The organism is uncultured Campylobacter sp. (assembly GCF_937997405.1).
GTDB lineage: Bacteria > Campylobacterota > Campylobacteria > Campylobacterales > Campylobacteraceae > Campylobacter_B.
Genome location: NZ_CALKTL010000109.1, coordinates 1 through 17,891, shown reverse-complemented (window position 1 = coordinate 17,891; position 17,891 = coordinate 1). Strand labels below are relative to the sequence as shown.

At 48.9% G+C, this 17,891-nt stretch carries 17 protein-coding genes; 8 read left to right on the top strand and 9 right to left on the bottom strand.

The features are described from left to right. A partial coding sequence (locus Q0372_RS05870) for an AAA family ATPase (RefSeq protein WP_298103719.1) occupies window positions 1-433 on the bottom strand: 433 nt, incomplete at its 3' end. A 92-nt stretch (window positions 434-525) separates the two neighbouring features. On the opposite strand from Q0372_RS05870, the gene Q0372_RS05865 reads away from it, so the two are divergent. The 7 genes from Q0372_RS05865 to Q0372_RS05835 all read left to right on the top strand — a co-directional run bounded on the left by Q0372_RS05865 (window position 526) and on the right by Q0372_RS05835 (window position 8,998). Next, window positions 526-1,074 (top strand): YajG family lipoprotein, encoded by a 549-nt coding sequence (locus Q0372_RS05865; RefSeq protein WP_298103716.1) that lies wholly within the window; start codon window positions 526-528, stop codon window positions 1,072-1,074. After that, window positions 1,075-1,692: a ComF family protein gene (locus tag Q0372_RS05860; RefSeq protein WP_298103713.1), complete on the top strand. Its 618-nt coding sequence runs from the start codon at window positions 1,075-1,077 to the stop codon at window positions 1,690-1,692. 50 nt (window positions 1,693-1,742) lie between these two features. Next, window positions 1,743-4,475, top strand: a complete 2,733-nt coding sequence (gene gyrA / locus Q0372_RS05855) for a DNA gyrase subunit A (protein WP_298103722.1) — start codon at window positions 1,743-1,745, stop codon at window positions 4,473-4,475. Next, on the top strand, window positions 4,468-5,499 hold the full coding sequence (locus tag Q0372_RS05850; RefSeq protein WP_298103709.1) for an aspartate-semialdehyde dehydrogenase: 1,032 nt from the start codon (window positions 4,468-4,470) through the stop codon (window positions 5,497-5,499). The genes gyrA and Q0372_RS05850 overlap by 8 nt, the downstream gene beginning before the upstream one ends. A gap of 301 nt (window positions 5,500-5,800) precedes the next feature. Continuing rightward, the gene (locus Q0372_RS05845) at window positions 5,801-6,292 is read left to right on the top strand and encodes a YqhA family protein (RefSeq protein WP_298103706.1); all 492 of its coding nucleotides are present in this window, start codon (window positions 5,801-5,803) and stop codon (window positions 6,290-6,292) included. A 2-nt stretch (window positions 6,293-6,294) separates the two neighbouring features. Next, window positions 6,295-7,341 carry a uroporphyrinogen decarboxylase gene (gene hemE / locus Q0372_RS05840; protein WP_298103702.1) on the top strand — a complete coding sequence of 349 codons (1,047 nt, stop codon included), beginning with the start codon at window positions 6,295-6,297 and terminating at the stop codon, window positions 7,339-7,341. A gap of 760 nt (window positions 7,342-8,101) precedes the next feature. Beyond that, complete coding sequence (locus tag Q0372_RS05835) at window positions 8,102-8,998, top strand: radical SAM protein (RefSeq protein WP_298103698.1); 897 nt, start codon at window positions 8,102-8,104, stop codon at window positions 8,996-8,998. A 967-nt stretch (window positions 8,999-9,965) separates the two neighbouring features. Here the strand turns inward: Q0372_RS05835 and Q0372_RS05830 are convergent. The 8 genes from Q0372_RS05830 to ribA form a co-directional block, all read right to left on the bottom strand. Further along, on the bottom strand, window positions 9,966-11,537 hold the full coding sequence (locus Q0372_RS05830) for a subtype B tannase (protein ID WP_298103695.1): 1,572 nt from the start codon (window positions 11,535-11,537) through the stop codon (window positions 9,966-9,968). Window positions 11,538-11,823: 286 nt separating this feature from the next. Then, window positions 11,824-12,492: a hypothetical protein gene (locus Q0372_RS05825; protein ID WP_298103692.1), complete on the bottom strand. Its 669-nt coding sequence runs from the start codon at window positions 12,490-12,492 to the stop codon at window positions 11,824-11,826. Window positions 12,493-12,781: 289 nt separating this feature from the next. Further along, complete coding sequence (gene lysM, locus Q0372_RS05820; protein ID WP_291939442.1) at window positions 12,782-13,204, bottom strand: peptidoglycan-binding protein LysM; 423 nt, start codon at window positions 13,202-13,204, stop codon at window positions 12,782-12,784. 199 nt (window positions 13,205-13,403) lie between these two features. Next, a complete protein-coding gene (locus Q0372_RS05815) occupies window positions 13,404-14,606 on the bottom strand; it encodes a chloride channel protein (protein WP_298103689.1) in 1,203 nt (400 codons plus the stop codon). A 571-nt stretch (window positions 14,607-15,177) separates the two neighbouring features. Further along, window positions 15,178-15,720 carry a hypothetical protein gene (locus tag Q0372_RS05810; RefSeq protein ID WP_298103686.1) on the bottom strand — a complete coding sequence of 181 codons (543 nt, stop codon included), beginning with the start codon at window positions 15,718-15,720 and terminating at the stop codon, window positions 15,178-15,180. After that, a complete protein-coding gene (locus Q0372_RS05805; RefSeq protein WP_005872661.1) occupies window positions 15,717-15,923 on the bottom strand; it encodes a hypothetical protein in 207 nt (68 codons plus the stop codon). Before Q0372_RS05805 ends, Q0372_RS05810 begins: the two co-directional genes overlap by 4 nt. After that, window positions 15,923-16,501: a 16S rRNA (guanine(527)-N(7))-methyltransferase RsmG gene (rsmG, locus tag Q0372_RS05800; protein ID WP_297880936.1), complete on the bottom strand. Its 579-nt coding sequence runs from the start codon at window positions 16,499-16,501 to the stop codon at window positions 15,923-15,925. The genes Q0372_RS05805 and rsmG overlap by 1 nt, the downstream gene beginning before the upstream one ends. After that, window positions 16,498-17,058, bottom strand: a complete 561-nt coding sequence (ribA, locus tag Q0372_RS05795; protein WP_297880938.1) for a GTP cyclohydrolase II — start codon at window positions 17,056-17,058, stop codon at window positions 16,498-16,500. The genes rsmG and ribA overlap by 4 nt, the downstream gene beginning before the upstream one ends. A 63-nt stretch (window positions 17,059-17,121) precedes the next feature. Here ribA and hemB point away from each other — a divergent pair. Further along, window positions 17,122-17,891, top strand: a 770-nt coding sequence (gene hemB / locus Q0372_RS05790) for a porphobilinogen synthase (protein WP_298103682.1), incomplete at its 3' end; no start/stop codon positions are given.

Genomic DNA, 17,891 nt, shown 5'->3' with positions numbered 1-17,891 from the left:
GCGGCTCCTCAAGCGTCTTTAAAAGCGCGTTGGAAGCCTCTTTGGTGAGCATATGCACCTCGTCGATGATGAAAATTTTAAAGCGCGCGCTTGCGGGATGATACTTCGTCTGTTCGATGAGCTCGCGGATATCGTCGATCTTGCGGTGGCTGGCGGCGTCCATCTCGATGATGTCGATGTGGCGCCCCTCGTTTGCCATTACGCAGTTATTGCAGACCTCGCACGGCTTGCCGGTAGGGCCTTTATCGCATAAAAGCGCTTTGGCAAAAATCCTAGCCGTCGAGGTTTTGCCGCTGCCGCGAAGTCCGCTGAAAAGATATGCGTGGCTCAGCCTGCCCGAATCCAGCGCGTGCGCGAGGCTTTTGGCGACGGCGTCCTGACCGATGAGCTGATCGAAGCTTTTGGGTCTGTATTTTAAAGCGAGTGCTTGCAAAATTTCTCCTTTGATCTTACAATGATACAAAAAAATCTATAAATTTTAAATTTAGTGCTACAATGCGCCCGAATTTCAGAAAAAGGATCGAAATGAAAAAATTTTTACTCGGCGTATTTGCGCTATTTTTTGTCGCTTGCTCGCAAACCAGCAGCGTCATCAGCCTAAATCCGTATCTTTCTAAGGCCGATCAGACCGTAAGCGGCAAGTCGGTAAATATCAACGCGATCAACGATCAGCGCGAAAATCAGATGGTAATCGCCGTTATAAACGATAACGACGGCAAACTCGTCGATGAAGTGCTTTTAAAAAACAATCTCTCGGCGTGGTTCGATAAGGCTTTGCGCGCGGAGCTTGAGGCTCGCGGCGTAAGGATCGATCCGGCAAGCCCGAATATCGTAACCGTAAATATTAGAAGCATCTCGGCGGCGATCAACGGCTACTCAAAGGAAAATATGAGCGCAAGAGGCGAGGTCGCGATTTCTATCGTGCAGGGCAACAAAACCACCACCAAGCGCGTTTCACAGGATCAGAGCCAATTTACCGCGCTTCGTACGGCTAGATCGCTTAATCCTTTTGTGCAAAGCTTACTTGGCGACATCATCAAAAAATCTGCCGATCAAATCATCTTGACGCTTTAGATGCGCTGCGTAAATTGCGGCGCGTTTAGCCTGCGCACGATCTGCGCCGCCTGCGCCGCAAATTTAGCCGAATGCCGCCTAGGTATGCGGCAGGTGGAGGGCTTTAGCGTATTTTACTACTACGGCTACTCAGAAATTCGCGAGCTTATACTTTCTAAACACCACGAATACGGCGCTGCGGTGCTTGCGCGCATAGCCTCTTTAAGCTTAGCGAAATTTCCGCTTCATCTACAGCGCGAAATTTCTGCAAATCCGCAAAATTACGAAGCGTTTAAAACGGACGGGGTTTTTAAATTTAATGCCGTGCCGCTGGATGATGACATACGCAGTGGCTATTCGCACACGGCGATCTTAGCCCGCGCGCTAAAAAGCGAGCTAATCGAGCCTAAATTTCACTGCCTGCGCGCGCAAAATCGCGTCAAATACAGCGGGCAGAGTTTGGAATTTCGCCTAAAGCACAAGCGAAATTTTAAAATTTTAACCCCGCCGCAATTCCCCGTGATCCTAGTAGACGACATCATCACTTCAGGCCTTAGCATGCTGCAAGCGCGCGAGACTTTAATGCAGGGTGGCTTTATGCCCGTGTGCGGCTTGGTTTTAGCTAATGCAAAAGAATAATTCGCTATAATCGCGCTTTAAAATTTAAAAGGATATTTATGCAATCAAATATGTTTGAAAATCAAGAAATCATCGATATCGACGTCGAAGAATCAATCAAGACGAGCTATCTTGATTACTCGATGAGCGTTATCATCGGTCGTGCGCTGCCGGACGCCAGAGACGGCCTAAAGCCGGTGCATAGGCGAATTTTATATGCGATGAACGATCTTGGCGTGGGCTCTCGCCAGCCTTACAAAAAATCCGCCCGTATAGTAGGAGACGTCATCGGTAAATACCATCCGCACGGCGATATCGCCGTTTATGATGCGCTCGTGCGAATGGCGCAGAGCTTTTCGATGAGAATTCCTTCCGTCGACGGTCAAGGCAACTTCGGTTCGATCGACGGCGACGGCGCGGCGGCGATGAGGTATACCGAAGCGCGTATGACGCCGCTAGCCGAGGAACTGCTAAAAGACCTGGATAAAGAGACGGTCGATTTCGTGCCGAACTACGACGAGAGCCTGAACGAACCCGACGTCCTGCCTGCGCGCGTGCCGAATTTGCTGCTTAACGGCTCGAGCGGAATCGCCGTTGGAATGGCGACGAATATCCCGCCGCACAGCCTAGATGAGCTCGTGGGCGGTCTTTTGATACTACTTGAGAATAAAAACGCAAGCCTAGAGGAGATAATGGGCGAGATCAAGGGCCCTGATTTTCCGACCGGCGGCATAATCTACGGCAAAAAGGGGATCATCGAAGCGTATAAAACGGGCAGAGGGCGCGTTAAAATTCGCGCTAAAACCCATATCGAAAAAAAAGCTAGTAAAGATGTCATCGTAATCGACGAGCTGCCGTATCAAACCAATAAGGCGCGCCTGATCGAGCAGATCGCAGATCTCGTAAAAGAAAAGCAGATCGAAGGGATCTCCGAAGTGCGCGACGAGAGCGATCGCGACGGAATTCGCGTAGTAATCGAGCTTAAGCGCGACGCGATGAGCGAGATCGTGCTGAATAATCTATTTAAGCAAACCACGATGGAGGCGACCTTCGGCGTGATAATGCTTGCAATCGACGGCAAAGAGCCGAAGATTTTCACGCTGATAGAGCTTTTGAAGCTGTTTTTGAACCATAGAAAAACCGTCATCATCCGCCGTACAATTTTTGAGCTTCAAAAAGCGCGCGCTAGAGCGCACATCTTAGAGGGCTTAAAGATTGCGCTAGATAATATCGACGAAGTAATCGATGTGATTAGAAACTCCGCCGACACCAACGTCGCGCGTGAAAATTTAATGAGCAGATTCGGCCTTAGCGAAGCACAATCGGGCGCGATTTTGGATATGAGGCTAAGCCGCTTAACGGGACTTGAGCGCGAAAAGATCGAGGAGGAGCTAAAAGAAATTTTAGCCGAGATAAAGCGGCTTGATGCGATCCTAAAGAGCGAGGAGCTAATCGAAGGCATCATCAAAGATGAGCTTTTGGAGATCAAGGATAAATTTAAATGCCCGCGCATCACCGAAATCGTCGATGACTACGAGGATATCGACATCGAAGATCTAATCGCGAATGAAAATATGGTCGTTACGATCACTCACCGCGGCTACATCAAGCGCGTGCCTAGCAAGACTTACGAGAAGCAAAAGCGCGGCGGTAAGGGGCGCGTGGCGGTCACGACGTACGACGATGACTTCATCGAGAGCTTTTTTACGAGCAATACTCACGATACGCTTATGTTTATCACCGACCGCGGGCAGCTTTACTGGCTTAAGGTCTATAAAATTCCGGAGGGCTCGCGCACCGCAAAGGGCAAGGCGGTCGTAAATTTAATTCAGCTCGGTGCGGACGAAAAGATCATGGCGATCATTCCTACGACCGATTTTGATCCGAGTAAGTCGCTCGTATTTTTCACTCGCAACGGCATAGTAAAACGCACGAATTTAAGCGAGTTTAAAAACATCCGCTCACTCGGCATCCGCGCTATCAGCCTAGATGAGGACGATACGCTGGTGACTGCGCTCATCGCTCCAAACAGCGCCGAGGAGATGCAAAACTACAAAGGAGGCGCTCTAAGCGGCGATGATCTGGACGGCGGCGAGGCTGAAGAAGCCCTAGAGCAGACCGAGCAGGATATTTTGGAGGGAAGCGAGAATGAAATTTCAGATGAAATTTCGCAAGACGAGGGCGCACAAGAGGGCGAACCGCAAAGCGCCAACGAAAATATGCTTTTCATCGCTACGAAAAAGGGAATGTGTCTTAAATTTAATCTAAATAAAATTCGCCAGATGGGGCGCATCGCTCGCGGCGTAAAGGGGATTAAATTTAAAGAAAAAGGCGACGAGGTCATCGGCGCCGCGTTTATTCTAAGCGATATGCAAGAAATTTTAAGCGTGAGCCAAAAGGGTATCGGCAAGCGCACTACCGCGAGCGAGTATCGCCTCACAAACCGCGGCGGCAAGGGCGTCATCTGCATGAAGCTCACCAACCGCACGGGCGAGCTTATCGGCGTCGTGATGGTCGATGAGGAGATGGATCTCATGGTGCTAACTACGAGCGGTAAGATGATCCGCGTCGATATGCAAAGCATCCGCAAAGCGGGCCGCAACACCAGTGGCGTTATCGTCGTAAATGTCGAGGGCGATGACGTCGTGAGTATCGCGACCTGCCCGAAAGCCGAGGAAGGCGACGAGGGCGAAGCGGACAAGCTTGCGCAGGATGAAAATTTATTAAATTCAAATTTAGATAGTAAAGATTCGCAGAGCGACGGCCCTAGCGATGAAATTTTAAAAGGAGGAGAGGATGAGTAGTTACAATATCGCCATCGTAGGCGCTACCGGCGCCGTAGGCGAGGAGATTTTGCGCGTCTTAGACGAGATGAACTTCCCCGTGAAGGACATACTGCCGCTTGCGAGCGCAAAGAGCGCGGGCGAGAAGGTGGAATTTCGCGGCAAAGAATACGTCGTGAGGGAGCTAACGGACAGTACCTTCGATGAAAACGAGATCGACATCGCGTTTTTTAGCGCGGGCGGCTCCATTTCGGCGCATTACGTGCCATTTGCTGCGGCAAGCGGCGCGGTGGTGATCGACAACACGAGCCACTTTCGCATGCAAGAGGACGTTCCGCTCGTCGTGCCTGAGTGCAACCCGCAGGATATAAAGCTATGGGAAAAGACAGGCATAATCGCTAATCCGAACTGCTCTACCATCCAGATGGTTCAAATTCTTAAGCCGCTTGATGACGCGTTTGATATCGAGCGCGTGGACGTAAGCACCTACCAAGCGACGAGCGGCGCAGGTAAAGAGGGTATGAGCGAGCTTGTAGGGCAGTTGCAGCAGTTTTTCGCTTTTAAGCTTGATGAGTGCGAGCCGAAGGTTTTCCCGCATCAGATCGCGATGAATGTCATCCCGCACATCGACGTCTTTTTGGACAACGACTACACCAAAGAAGAGATGAAGATGGTGAACGAAACGCAGAAAATTTTGCATAAAAACTTTGCCGTTTCGGCTACCTGCGTGCGCGTGCCGGTACTTCGCAGCCACAGCGAGGCGATCACGATAAAATTTAAAAAGGATTTCGAGATTAGCCGCGTGCGCGAAATTTTAAGAAACGCGCCTAGCATCGTGCTTGTAGACGATCCGAGCAAAAACGAGTACCCTATGCCGCTGCTTTCTAGCGATACGAACGAAACCTACGTCGGCAGGCTCCGCAGGGACAATTTCGACGATAAAATTCTGCATCTTTGGTGCAGCGCCGATCAGATCCGCGTCGGAGCGGCTACGAACGCCGTGCGCATCGCGCTTCGCTGGATCGATATGCAGCAAGACAAGTAAGATAATTTAGCAAGGCTGCCGAGTTTTTGTGCGCGGATACGGTCGCGCGCATGATTTCGGCGCCGAGGTCGCGCGAATAAATTTGCAAATCAGCCTAGTTAAAATTTAACGCCGCAAGCTAAAATTTTGCGCCTTTAACCTGGCGCAAAATTTTAAAGACTCAAACGGACGCGATCAAAAGAGATAAATTTATGCAGCTGCAAACGAGTGTAAATTTAAACGAACGCTTCGGCATGAAGCGGTTTTTAAATTTATACGTCCGTTTGCGGAGCGGCTACCCGAATTAAAATTTAAGGAAAAAATGAAAGCTATATTTGAGAAATTTTTACTTTGCAGCAAATTTTTAACCCTCCTGCCCGTGCTTTTTTGCATCGCGGCAGGCGCAGCGATATTTGTGATCGCAAGCTACGAAATCGGCTCCGCGATCTATAAAATCGTAGAATTTTTTCTAGCTCCGCAGAGCGAGCGAGCGTTTTACGTCGATATTTTAAGCGAGATAATAACGGCGATCGATCTATATTTGGTCGCTATCGTGCTGCTAATCTTCGTATTTGGAATTTATGAGCTGTTTATCGACGAGTTTGTGGATCTAAATTTACAAGTTTTAAAGATCGCCTCGCTAGATGAGCTGAAGCATAAACTCGGCAGCGTCATCATAATGGTGCTCGTAGTGGATTTTTTCAAGAGAATTTTGCACGCCGATTTTACTACCCCTTTGGATATGCTTTTGCTCGCAGGGGCTATCTTCGCGGTTTGTTTGGCTTTGTATATTTTGAGTAAATTTAAAGGATAAAAATGGTTTTCATCGACGCATGCTTCGGCAAAGAGACCCCATACATGCCCATTTGGATGATGCGCCAGGCGGGGCGCTACCTGCCGCAATACATGGCGGTGCGCGAGAGGGCGGGCGATTTTTTAAGCCTGTGCCGTGACTATCGCGCCGCTAGCGAGGTAACGATCCAGCCCGTGGAGATTTTGGGCGTCGATGCGGCGATACTTTTTAGCGATATTTTGGTCGTTCCGATGCAGATGGGGATGGATCTGCGCTTCGAAGCGGGCGAGGGACCGAAATTTAGCGATCCGATCCGCTCCCGGGGCGATCTGGTGCGCCTAGATCCGCAAAAGGCTGCGGCGGAGCTCGGATACGTTTATGATACGATCTCGCTTACTCGCTCTCGCCTTGCCGCGGATAAAGCGCTCATCGGCTTTTGCGGCGCGCCGTGGACTATCGCTACCTATATGATCGAGGGCGGCAGCAGCAAAAATTACGCCGTTTGCAAAAGGATGCTTTACGAAAATCCGCAGCTTTTGCATGAAATTTTGCGCCTAGTTACTGAGGCGACGAAGCTTTATCTGGCGCGCCAGATCGGCTCGGGCGTCGATGCGGTGCAGATCTTCGACAGCTGGGCGGGCGCGCTGGAGCCGAGCGCGTACGAGGAGTTCGGCTGGCGATACATCTTAGAGATCACGGAATTTTTAAAGGCAAAATTTCCGCATACCCCGCTAATCGTCTTTGCCAAGGGCACGGGCGCGCAGATGTCGCGGCTGAGCCGTATCGCGGGGCAGCGAGGCGAGGCGAGCTTTGACGTATGGGGCGTGGATTGGAGCACTCCGATCGGGCTTGCGCGCGAACAGCTCGGGGGCAAATTTGCGCTTCAGGGCAACCTGGAGCCGATGCGGCTATACGACCGAGGCGCGATAGAATCGGGCGTGCGCGAGATTTTAGCAGCGATGAAAGGTGCTGCGCATATCTTTAATCTAGGCCATGGGATTTTGCCCGATGTGAGCGTGCAAAACGCCAAATATCTGGTGGATCTGGTGCACGAGCTAAGCGCGCGCTAAAACCTTATTTTGCGAGAGCTTGCTTGCAGCGCGCCGCTGTGAAATTTCATATAGCCGTAGTTTAAAATTTTGCTCGCTTGTGTCGCTTGCTTTGCTTCTGTGCGTTTTTTCCGCTGCCCATAAATTTTAAATTTTGCACCGCTTTTACGCCGCCAAAACAGCGCGCAGAACGCAAAGCTTTAAAATTTTAAAATTCTGTGCCGTTTTAGCGCGGCGGTATCGCTAAATTTTAAAGCTTAGCCGAAATTTGAAATTTTACGTCGCTTTTACATCGAGCGAGACTTAAAATTTTACGCGCTATGTATGCGGCGGCGTAAAAATACCGCGAGCTTGCGATTTTAAATTTAGCCCGCGCTTTAAATTTATAGCTCGCACGCCCTAAATTTAAGGATAAATTTAAAACTCTAAGTTTAAAATTCCGCCGTAGCGGGGGCGACGCGCGGAAGTGAAATTTCGCATAAAAGTAGCGCCAAATTTCGGCGCGCGGAAGTTAAATTCCAAGGCATAAATTTGCTACGTAGAATTTTAAAAGCTCGATGCAAAGCGTTATTGGCGCGAGGCTTAAGATCGGTATAAATTTGCTACGTAGAATTTAAAAGCGGGATTTTCTAGCTAAATTTTTAAAAGCAAATTTCAGCAAAATTTCACGACGCGGAATTTCAAATTAAAATTTTGCAAATTAAAATTCCGCAAAGCAAAATTTAAAGCAAAATCTTGCGCTAAAAACGCCGCTGCACATAAATCAAATCATGGAGCAAAAATGAGATATATTTTCGGGCCCGTCGCCTCGCGTAGGTTCGGGCGCAGCCTCGGCATCGACCTGAGCCCGCAGCGCAAGCAGTGCAACTTCAACTGCGTCTATTGCGAGCTGGGCGCGGGCAAGCCGGTAAGCGCAATGAGCGAGCCCTGTGAGATCGGCCCGGTCATCGCCGAGCTGAAAACCGCGCTGCAAAACCACGCGGGCATTGACGTCATCACGATCACGGCAAACGGCGAGCCTACGCTACATCCGCGCTTTGCAGAGCTCGTGGGCGCGCTAAAGGCGCTGAACCTGCCGCAGAAGCTGCTTGTGCTCTCAAACGGCTCGCTCGTGCGCGAAAACAGCGCTACTTTAATGAAACTTGATATCTGCAAATTTTCACTAGATAGCGCGCTTGCGAAAAGCTTTCGCAAGGTGGACGGCCCGCACGCAGGCATTAGCGCCGAGGATATCGTAAGCGCGATCGCAGATTTCGCGCGCAAGTTTCGCGGCGAGCTTGATATCGAAATCCTAGTCGTGCGCGGGCTAAATGACACACAAGAGGACTTTGCGGCGCTGAATGCGGCTCTGGCGCGTATCAATCCGCACCGCGTAGATCTTGGCACTATCGATCGCCCGCCCGCATATCGCGTGCAGGGTGTGAGCGAGGCGCAGCTGCGCTATCTGGCCACTTTCATCGAAAATCAAAATGTAAATATCATCGCTGCGCCCAAATACGCAAGCGAGCGGCTGAGCTTCAGCGAGGATGAAATTCTGCGTACTCTCTCGCGCCGTCCGCAGCGCACGAGCGACGTGGAGGCGATGTTTGACGAAGCGAGCGCGCAGCTTTTAAAGCGTCTTGCGGATGCGGGTAAGGTTGTTTTTAAAGATGGTTTTTACGAGATCGCGAAAGGCTAGGGTGTTAAAATTTTAAAAGCTATTTTGTTGCGGCGCAGCGCGGCGCGGCAAAAAGCAGCTTGCATAAAGGCGTCATCGCAGGCGGCGCCCGCCGTACGCAAGCTAGAGAGCCAGCGCAAAGACAGCGCGTTTAAATTTAATGCCGAAGTTGCGTTGCTATAGATAGAGCGCCTACCGCGCGAGCTAAAGGCGGTGCAATGCTAGCTAGCGTTAAATTTGGCGCCGAGTTGTGCCGCTGCCGCAAAGATGCTAGCACGCCCGGTTTTAGGAAACGATGCTGCCGCGGCGTGCGTTGGTCTTTATAGGCTAAGCGGTGCTTAAAAGCGCCGTTAAATTATGAAATTTATACACACGTCGCAAAGATACAGATTCCAAACGGCGCTTTTGGGTACCGATAGATTATTGAAGTAGGCCTAATGGATAGCAAAAGTGGGCTTGGACCTGCGGGAGATCGTGAAATGTGCGCCTTTAAATTTAGGCTGCTTACCGTGCTTCTTTGGGTTTTTACGTTCATTTTGGCGGATTTTTAATCACCCGCGCGTCGAATGCGCGCTCATGCACGATACCTGCGTGCTCAAATTCTTGCGATCGGAAGTGCATAAACGCTGTGAAATTTTATCGCATACTTCGGTTTTTAAATTTAAATTTAGCCCGCAGAATTTGATTGTGCCGAAATTTTAGCGTGGATCGCGCTAAAATTCCGCGTCATAAATCGTCGCAGCCGATAAAATTTAATTCGCGCCGTTTTGCCGCGATAAAATTCTATGGAATTTTTTGAATGGTGACTGCAAAATTTCAAGCCGTTGCGCGCCTTGCGGCGATGCCAAAATTTTAACGTGATAGAGAATTTCGCGGCAGAATTTTACCCCGCTTAGCGTATCTGCTAGAGCGAGCTTTAGACGATAAAATTTAGGGCAGAACTACGGGCAAAATTCTAAATTCTAAGATGAAATTCTGCCCGTTAAATCTAGCGCGCGACTATTTCGTCGATCCAGCTAAAAAGCTCATCCAGATCGTAATCGCCGCCGTGTCCTTGCCCCCAAGGCACTGCAAAATCGACGTTCTTGCCCGCATTTTGCAAGCTAAGCGCCAAAATCGCGGGGATTGCAAGCGCCGTATCGCGATCGCTCGCGCCGTATCGGATGCGGTAATGCTTCGCGCCGTTTTCGTTGCGCACGAAGCTCATCGCATCCATCATCTCTACGATCCGCACATCTGCGATTAGCACCCCTTTGGCGGGGTCATTCATCGCGCTAAAATCAGTAAAATGCGCCGCATTAAATTTAGCGCCGCCGAACAGCTCGTTTTCGGGATTTTCAAGCGCAAAGCCGTCGAATGCGGGCGGGGTCTTGGCGCGCGGCTCGGCAGTTGCATAGCCCCAAAAAAGCATATGCGATTGCGACGCGTCGTCCTTGATCTTGGCGGCTAGGTATAGGGGCGCCTTCGCGCGCGGATTTTTCGCCGCAAAATTAGCAAACGATGCCGATATGAGTCCGTTTATGTAGTCCTTGAAGCTGCCGTCGCCGTTTTTATCCAAGCTTAGCGCGCGGCCGCCTCCGTCCTTTAAGTTTAGCGAGTTCAGATAGGCTGGGAATTGCGCCTTTAGCTCGTCTGAAATTTTAATCTGCGCTGCGCTTAATTTGCCGCTTAGCATCTTGCGCGCGGGCTTTGCGGCGCTTTGATTTGCGTCTTTTTTGGATTTTTTTTCAGCGCCGCTAGAATTTTCGCCGCGCTCGTTAAATCCCGCTGCATCAAAGCCGCTAAAATCCATCTTTTCATATTCGCTCTGCGCGCCGAACATCCACTCATACGCCGCATCCGCGTGCTTTAGATTTGTGATCGGGCAGTATACCGACGCCGCGTAAATTTTATCGCTCGCATTCGCAGCGCTCAGCTCCTGCAGATACGGCTCGTACGCGGCCTCGTCCCCGCTCGCGCCCAAAAGCGCCGAGAGCGCTCCGCCTGCGCTCGTGCCGTTTGAGATGATCTTATTCGCGTCCCCCGGCATCACCGCGTCGTTAAATTTCAGATACCGCACGGCTGCCTTTAGATCGACGATCGCTGCGGGCGCCTTGCCGATATAATCGCCGTTTGCGCCTTTTAACGTGCGTCCGCGCGCTGCGGGAGCGGCTACGACGTAACCGCGCGAAAGCGCCGTAGCGATCGCGTTTGGCTTGCCGCTTTCGTTTATTTTGACCTCGCCCGCTTCGCCCGGCATGTAGCCGCCCACGCCGTTTGGTAAAAATATCGGCGCGCTCGCAGCGTCAAATTTACCGCCCTTGCGCCCATCAAAATATTGCTGCGGGATGAAGATATTCATGCTCTGATAGTGCGCGCTTACGGGTTTTGCGACGTAGATTATGTTTTTGTAGGCGCGAAATTTTATCTTTTTGCCGCCTACGATCACGCTTTCTTGCATAAAATTTGCGGCGTTAAATTTCAGATCTATTTGCACGCTCTGCGTCGTCGCGACCTCGGCGTTTAGGCTTAGTCCGCCGCAAAGTATCGCAGCGCCTAAAGCAATGGATTTTTTACTCATTGCCGCCTCCTTTCTATTTTGATGTTGCCACTTTTTAGCTATTCAAGCAGCTTAGTGACAAAGCTAATTTTAGCAAAACTCGGCGAATACTTAAATCCGCTGCGCGCCTAAATTTTGAAATTTAGGCGGTATTTTTGCTAAAAATTTTTAACTCTTAAAAGATAATTTGGTCCGTCTAGCTCTTTATTAAATTTTGATTTCATACGAGGCTATTTTCTAAATATTTATCGCTTAGCTGCTTATCAAATTCTTGCTTTACGTCTAAAACCTGCTCTTTACTCCTAGCTTATATAAAAATTTGCGGCCGAATTTTATCTAAATTTTTTCCCGTTTTTAATAGAAAATAGGTTTTTAGCTCCTTGTATTCGCTGCTCGTTAAAATCGAGGCGTCGATAATGAAATGCTTATCAAAGATAATCAAACTATCGCCGCTTAGCATATCCAGTCCAAGCCCTAGCCCGTTTATTATCCTAAAAATTAGCAATGGAAGCATGCCGAGCCCAAATGCTATCGGCACTATGAATGGGGCTATTGCATAGCCCTTAAAGTAAAAAACCGTAGACATCAAAACGAAGTAGATCATAACGACGCTAATTACAAACTTTTTTGTGATTGTCGGCAATTGGGGTTGGGAAGGCCCAAAGGTTCGTTTTATCCCCACTATATTTGATAATTTTATTTCGAGCAGGACTAAATTCTTCTTCGTAGAAAAATATTCTATGGCGGAATTTTTAAATTTAATATAGCAACTTCCTAGCTCTTTTGGGCGTTCATTTAGCTCTCCTGGATGTGGTGGTCTGTATGGTGCAAAATGTGAAAGAAAGTCCAAAATAAATACAATCGGCAGATATAGCTTTATCATCTCTATCGCGTTGTCTTTGATGATTATCGGATATTTGTCGTAATCCCTAGACTTGGCCTTTTCTAGCGTAGTGCTGATTTTAAATTTATCCAAATTTAGCTCTTTATAAATAGAATTTCAAAGCGTTTTATATGTTCTCAAATAGGATGGCAGCGCGCAGCAAGTGCGGTGGATAAATTACTATCCGCCGCAACAGGCTCGTAAAACCGTGCCTCGTAAAACGTAAAGACCGCGGCGCCTCGCTAACTAGTAAAATTTAGCTCGCCAAAATCGCGCTGCGTCGCAGGTTTATAAAACGCAGTTCGCATAAACGCAGCGCAATGTTCGCAAAAGTAAAATTCGCGGCTTGCAAAAAATCAAGCTGCGGCATTCAAAGACGAGTTTAAGCTTTTGGAATTCTAATCTTCTGCCCCGGATAGATGAGGTTTGCGTCCTTGATAACCTCGCGGTTGGCGTCGAAAATAATCTTGTATTTGTTCGCGTCGCCGTAGAATTTCTTCGCGATTTTAGATAGGTTGTCGCCCTTTACGATGGTGTAGTAGTTCTCGGCGCTATCCTCTCTAATGCCCTCGATTTGCACGTTTTTAATGCCTGCTGTGTTGCCCGCGATGAGGGCTGCTTTTTCGAGAGTTTCCTTATCGGCGTTGCCGCTGATTTTGACGGTGTCGCCCTGCACCTCGACCTCTAGCCCCTCTACCGGCGTAGAGCTGAGATTGGTGGCGATCTCGTCTTTTACGTGCTTGGCGTCATCGCCTAGACCTAGTAGTTTCTTGCCTGCTTCGGCTACGAATGAAAGTAAACCCATGTTTTCTCCTTTGGTTAAAGTGGCAAAATTTTATCTTAAATTTACCAACGATCAGCTTAGGCGCATATCCTTACGGCTCCGCCCTAGCCCAATGTTGCGACCTACCGCGCTCACTCTATGCTGACGGGGCAGGTTCTTGGACCATCATCGCCGCGCCCGTCTATTCAGATTTGCAGCGTATGAATTATCAGCGCTGCGACTACGCTAAATTTTTCGTCAGTAAATTTCTAGCAATCACGGCGCATACGATGCTAAAAACGATGACCGAATATGAGTTGATATTTAGTCCGCAAAATCCTGCACTTAGGGCAAAGGCGCAAAGCGGCGCGTTTAAGTTGATCGCTAAAAAGGCAGCCCCTCCACAAACCCCCGCTGCGCTTAGGCTAATAGGTAGAATTTCGCCGATCGCAAATCCTACGCATAGCCCCAAAACTGCACCTAGCGCGAAGCTTGGCGTTAGCGTGCCGCCGTATCCGCCGCAGCGAAAGATCATCAAAATGCAAAATGCCTTACAAAGCAAAATCGCAAGCAAATAGGGGCTGAAGGATGTGGAGTTGAAAGCAAACTGCGCTGCGGAGCGCCCGTTACCTAAAATTTCTGGTACGTATGCGCCGATCGCCGCGGTAAGCAAGAATGCAAATGGCAGTGTAAGCGCGATTTTAAGGCTTTTTATGCGCAGCTTTTCGCACAAACGCACCCCGTCTTGGAAGTATTTCGCTGTGACTCCCGTGACAAGCCCGATTAGCGCCGCTGCGAGTAAATTCTGCGGGGTAGGGGCGAAGTTCGAAACCGCGTAATAAATTTCTTTTGAAGCTCCAAATTCCGCTGTAGCTGTAGCCACCGCACTTGTGGCAAAAGCGCATAAAATTGCTCGAGTATCGAAGCTTTTAAGCAAAATTTCTAGGCTAAAAAGCGCGCCCGCTAGCGGGACGTTATATGCAGCGCCTAGTCCCGCTCCAGCGCCGCATGCGACAAATAGCCGAAGCTCATCTCCGCCGATATTTAAGGCGCGGCAAATTTTAGCTGCAAATAAGCCACCTAGCTCGCGCGGAGCAGCCTCGCTGCCTACCGGTGCGCCCAGAGCGATGGCTACTAGCTGCAAAACCGAGTGGATTAAATTTTGCCAAAACGGCGGATTTCGCCCATCCATCATCGAAGATACGTTTAAAAAAGGTTTTAGTCTTATTAGCAGAATTCTAATTAAAGTTACGATTGCGCCAGCTGCGAGGACGCTAAGAAAGCGCCTAAGCGCAGTGGTTTGCTCCGTGATAATGTGAAATTCCTCATCATTATGCCCGAAAGCAAAAGTTTCAATTTCGTTGATGCCGAAGTTTAAGAGCCCTGCGCAAAGCCCCATTATAACGCCTATCGCAAGGATCGCTAGAAAGAATTTAGTACTCAAAATATGCCTTTTTGAAACGCATAATTATATAAAATTTTAGCTTTAAAAAATCCTTATCATGCGTATAAAAGCAGCTAAAACGCGAGTAAATTTTAAAATAATGGCTAGGAATTTATATCGTTCTGTAAGTAAAATTTTACAAAATTCTATGAAGCTTAGTCAGAGGCAGAATTTTATTTACGTTAATTGCGCGAGTAAAATTTACATAGATTTTATATAGCGCGTAGAAAATTTAGCAAAATTTCGCATCGCGCTGGAGGATAAAATTCTATTTGAAATTTCTTGCCACGAGGACAGGCAAAATTCTACGTAAAATTGAAATCTATCCGAGCGGGTAAAATTTTAAATTGAGTAAGCGAGAGAATTTCGCAGAGGACGCGTGAAATTTCGCGCAGAATTCTAATTTGCGAAAGAGAGCAAAATTCCACGCAGAATCCAATTCGCATAAGCGGATAAAACCTCGCGTTAAATTCTAAGCCACGAGGCTAGGCAAAAAAAATTATGCGCGGAATTTTAATTTGCGTGAGTCATAGAAATTTTACGCCCGCGAACAAATTCGCTTAGGATTTTGCTATTTTTTCCAGATATCGTCGTTTTTGCCGGCTGCGGGCGCGCTTAGCTTTTTATCCAGAGCCGAAATTTTATCCGCGAGCTTTTGCGCGCCGTCAAAAATTTCATCTTTTTTCGGAAGCCCGAAGTGAAATTTCGAGCCTACGCTGTCTCCGATGCTTGCAAGTAGCGATTTGGGCGCGTTTGCGATCGCGTCTTTAAAGATCGCCGTATCGATTCCGAGCTCGGCTAAGTTTTTTAGCGCCCGCGCAGAGCCGATAAACATCGCGATCTTGGCGTCGAAAAGATAATCATTGGCTAGCTTTTGTGCGCCCGCGGCTGATTTTTTATCCACGATGATGAAGCGCGCGCCTGCGCCGTTTGCGAGTAAAATTTCATTTATATCATTCGTGATGACGCTAAATTTTTTCTGCGCCTTTTGCGCCGCGGCGATGAGTCTGTCGTTAAATTTAAAGAGCAGATTGTCGTATTTGAAAACTTCGTCGCCGTTTTTGATGAGATACAGCGGCTCGTAGGGCACGAGCGCGTGGCCTAGGATGATCATTTGCCGCCCCTTAGTTTGGCTTCGCAGGATTTGCAAAGGCGCTTTTTATCGCGCAGAGCAAGCTCATCGCTGCTAAAATATGTCCCGCACTCGTCGCACGCCAAAAGCTCGGTCGCATCATCCTTTTTCTTTATGCGAAATCTAGGCACTATCAAAAAATATATGAGCGCCGCGATGACGGCGACGGCTAGAATTTTTCCCATTATTTCACCCCTTTGATCACTAAAAATTTTCTATTTTTCAAAGCGTTTTCGCCGCTAAAAATTTCGCAGCGCGCGCTTGCAAATTCCTTGCAGAATTCCGCCGCTTCCGCCTCTGCGCCCGAGCCTTTGTAGAGCAAAAACATAGTGTTTTCATCATAAAAGCCGCGGCAAATTTCAATTAAGCTTCGCGCGTTCATCAAAGCCCGAGAGCTTATCAGATCGGCGCGCAGCTTTGCGCCGTCTTGCACGCGTTCGGCGTGGATTTTTACGTTAGCTAGCGCAAGACTAACCTTCGCGTAGGTTAGAAACGCCGCTTTTTTTTGATTTGGCTCAAACAGATGCCACTCGCACAGCGGCAGCGCGAGTGCCAAAAAGATCCCCGGAAAGCCGGCTCCCGAGCCGATGTCACACGCGATGCGCGGATAGCGCGGTATGAAATTCGCTCCGCTTAGGCTGTCTCGCACCACCGCGTCCAAATCGTCGTAATTCGTGAGGCTATGGACGCGGTTAAATTTTTGCAGACAGGCTTTAAATTTAGCGATCTGCTCGTTAAAGTTCTCGCTCGGCGCAAGCTTCACAGCAGATGCCCCATCTGCTCTTTTTTGACGCGCAGATAGTTTTCATTAAATTTATTCGGCGTGATGATTATTGGCACGCGCGCGACCACTTCGACTTTCAGATCGTGCAGCTTTTGCGGGTTGTTCGTAAGCAGATTTATGCGTGAAACTCCAAAATGAGCGAGTATGAAATCCACGATCTCGTAGGTTCGCTCGTCTGCTTTGAAGCCGAGCTGATGGTTTGCTTCGATCGTATCGAGCCCCTGATCTTGCAGAGCGTAGGCGTTGATTTTATTAAAAAGCCCGATATTACGCCCCTCTTGACGCAGATAGATCACCATGCCGCCATGCTCTTCAATATATTTTAGGCTCGCTTCGAGCTGTTCGCCGCAGTCGCACTTTAGGCTGCCGATCGCATCGCCGGTAAGGCACTCCGAGTGGATCCGCACGTTTACGACGCCATCCAAAGGTTGCTTAAATATCACTAGATGCTCTTTCTCGCCTTGCTTAAACGACTGAACGCGGAAGCTTCCGAAGCGGGAGGGGAGATTTGCGACCTCTGAAATTTTTATATCCATGCTTAAATTTACTCCGATTGTGATATTATAAATCTCACAATTCTAGCTAAAAAAGGAAAAATAATGTTTAAACGATTTAGACGCCTACGAATAAACCCCGCGCTTAGGGATCTGGTGCGACAAACCGATCTGCAAACCCGCTTTCTAATCTATCCGCTTTTCGTGGTGGAAGGAAGCGGCATCAAAAAGGAGATCGCCTCGATGCCCGGCGTATTTCAGATGAGCTTGGACGAAATTTTAAAAGAGTGCGAGACCCTTTTGACGCTAGGACTAGATAAAATTTTACTTTTTGGAATTCCTTCGCTAAAGGACAGCATCGGCTCGGATGCGCTAAGCGAGGACGGCATCATCGCTACTTCGCTGCGCGCTATAAAGGCTAAATTTCCAAATTTGCTCGTCATCACCGATCTGTGCTTTTGCGAATACACCGACCACGGTCACTGCGGCATCATCGATCATGTGCATCAGACGGTGGATAACGACGCGACGCTTGAAATTTCGGCGCAGCAGGCGCTCATCCACGCCAAAGCGGGCGCGGATATGATCGCACCCAGCGGCATGATGGACGGTATTATCGCTACCTTGCGAGAGACGCTCGATCGCGGCGGATTTGAAAATTTGCCGATTATGGCGTATTCGAGCAAGTTTGCCAGCGGCTATTACGGGCCGTTTCGCGACGTGGCGGAATCAGCGCCTAGTTTCGGCGACCGCAGCAGCTACCAGATGGATCCCGCAAATAGATTTGAGGCGATCAACGAAAGCCTGCAGGACGAGGCGCAGGGAGCGGATATCTTGATGATAAAGCCCGCACTTGCGTATCTGGATCTAATCAG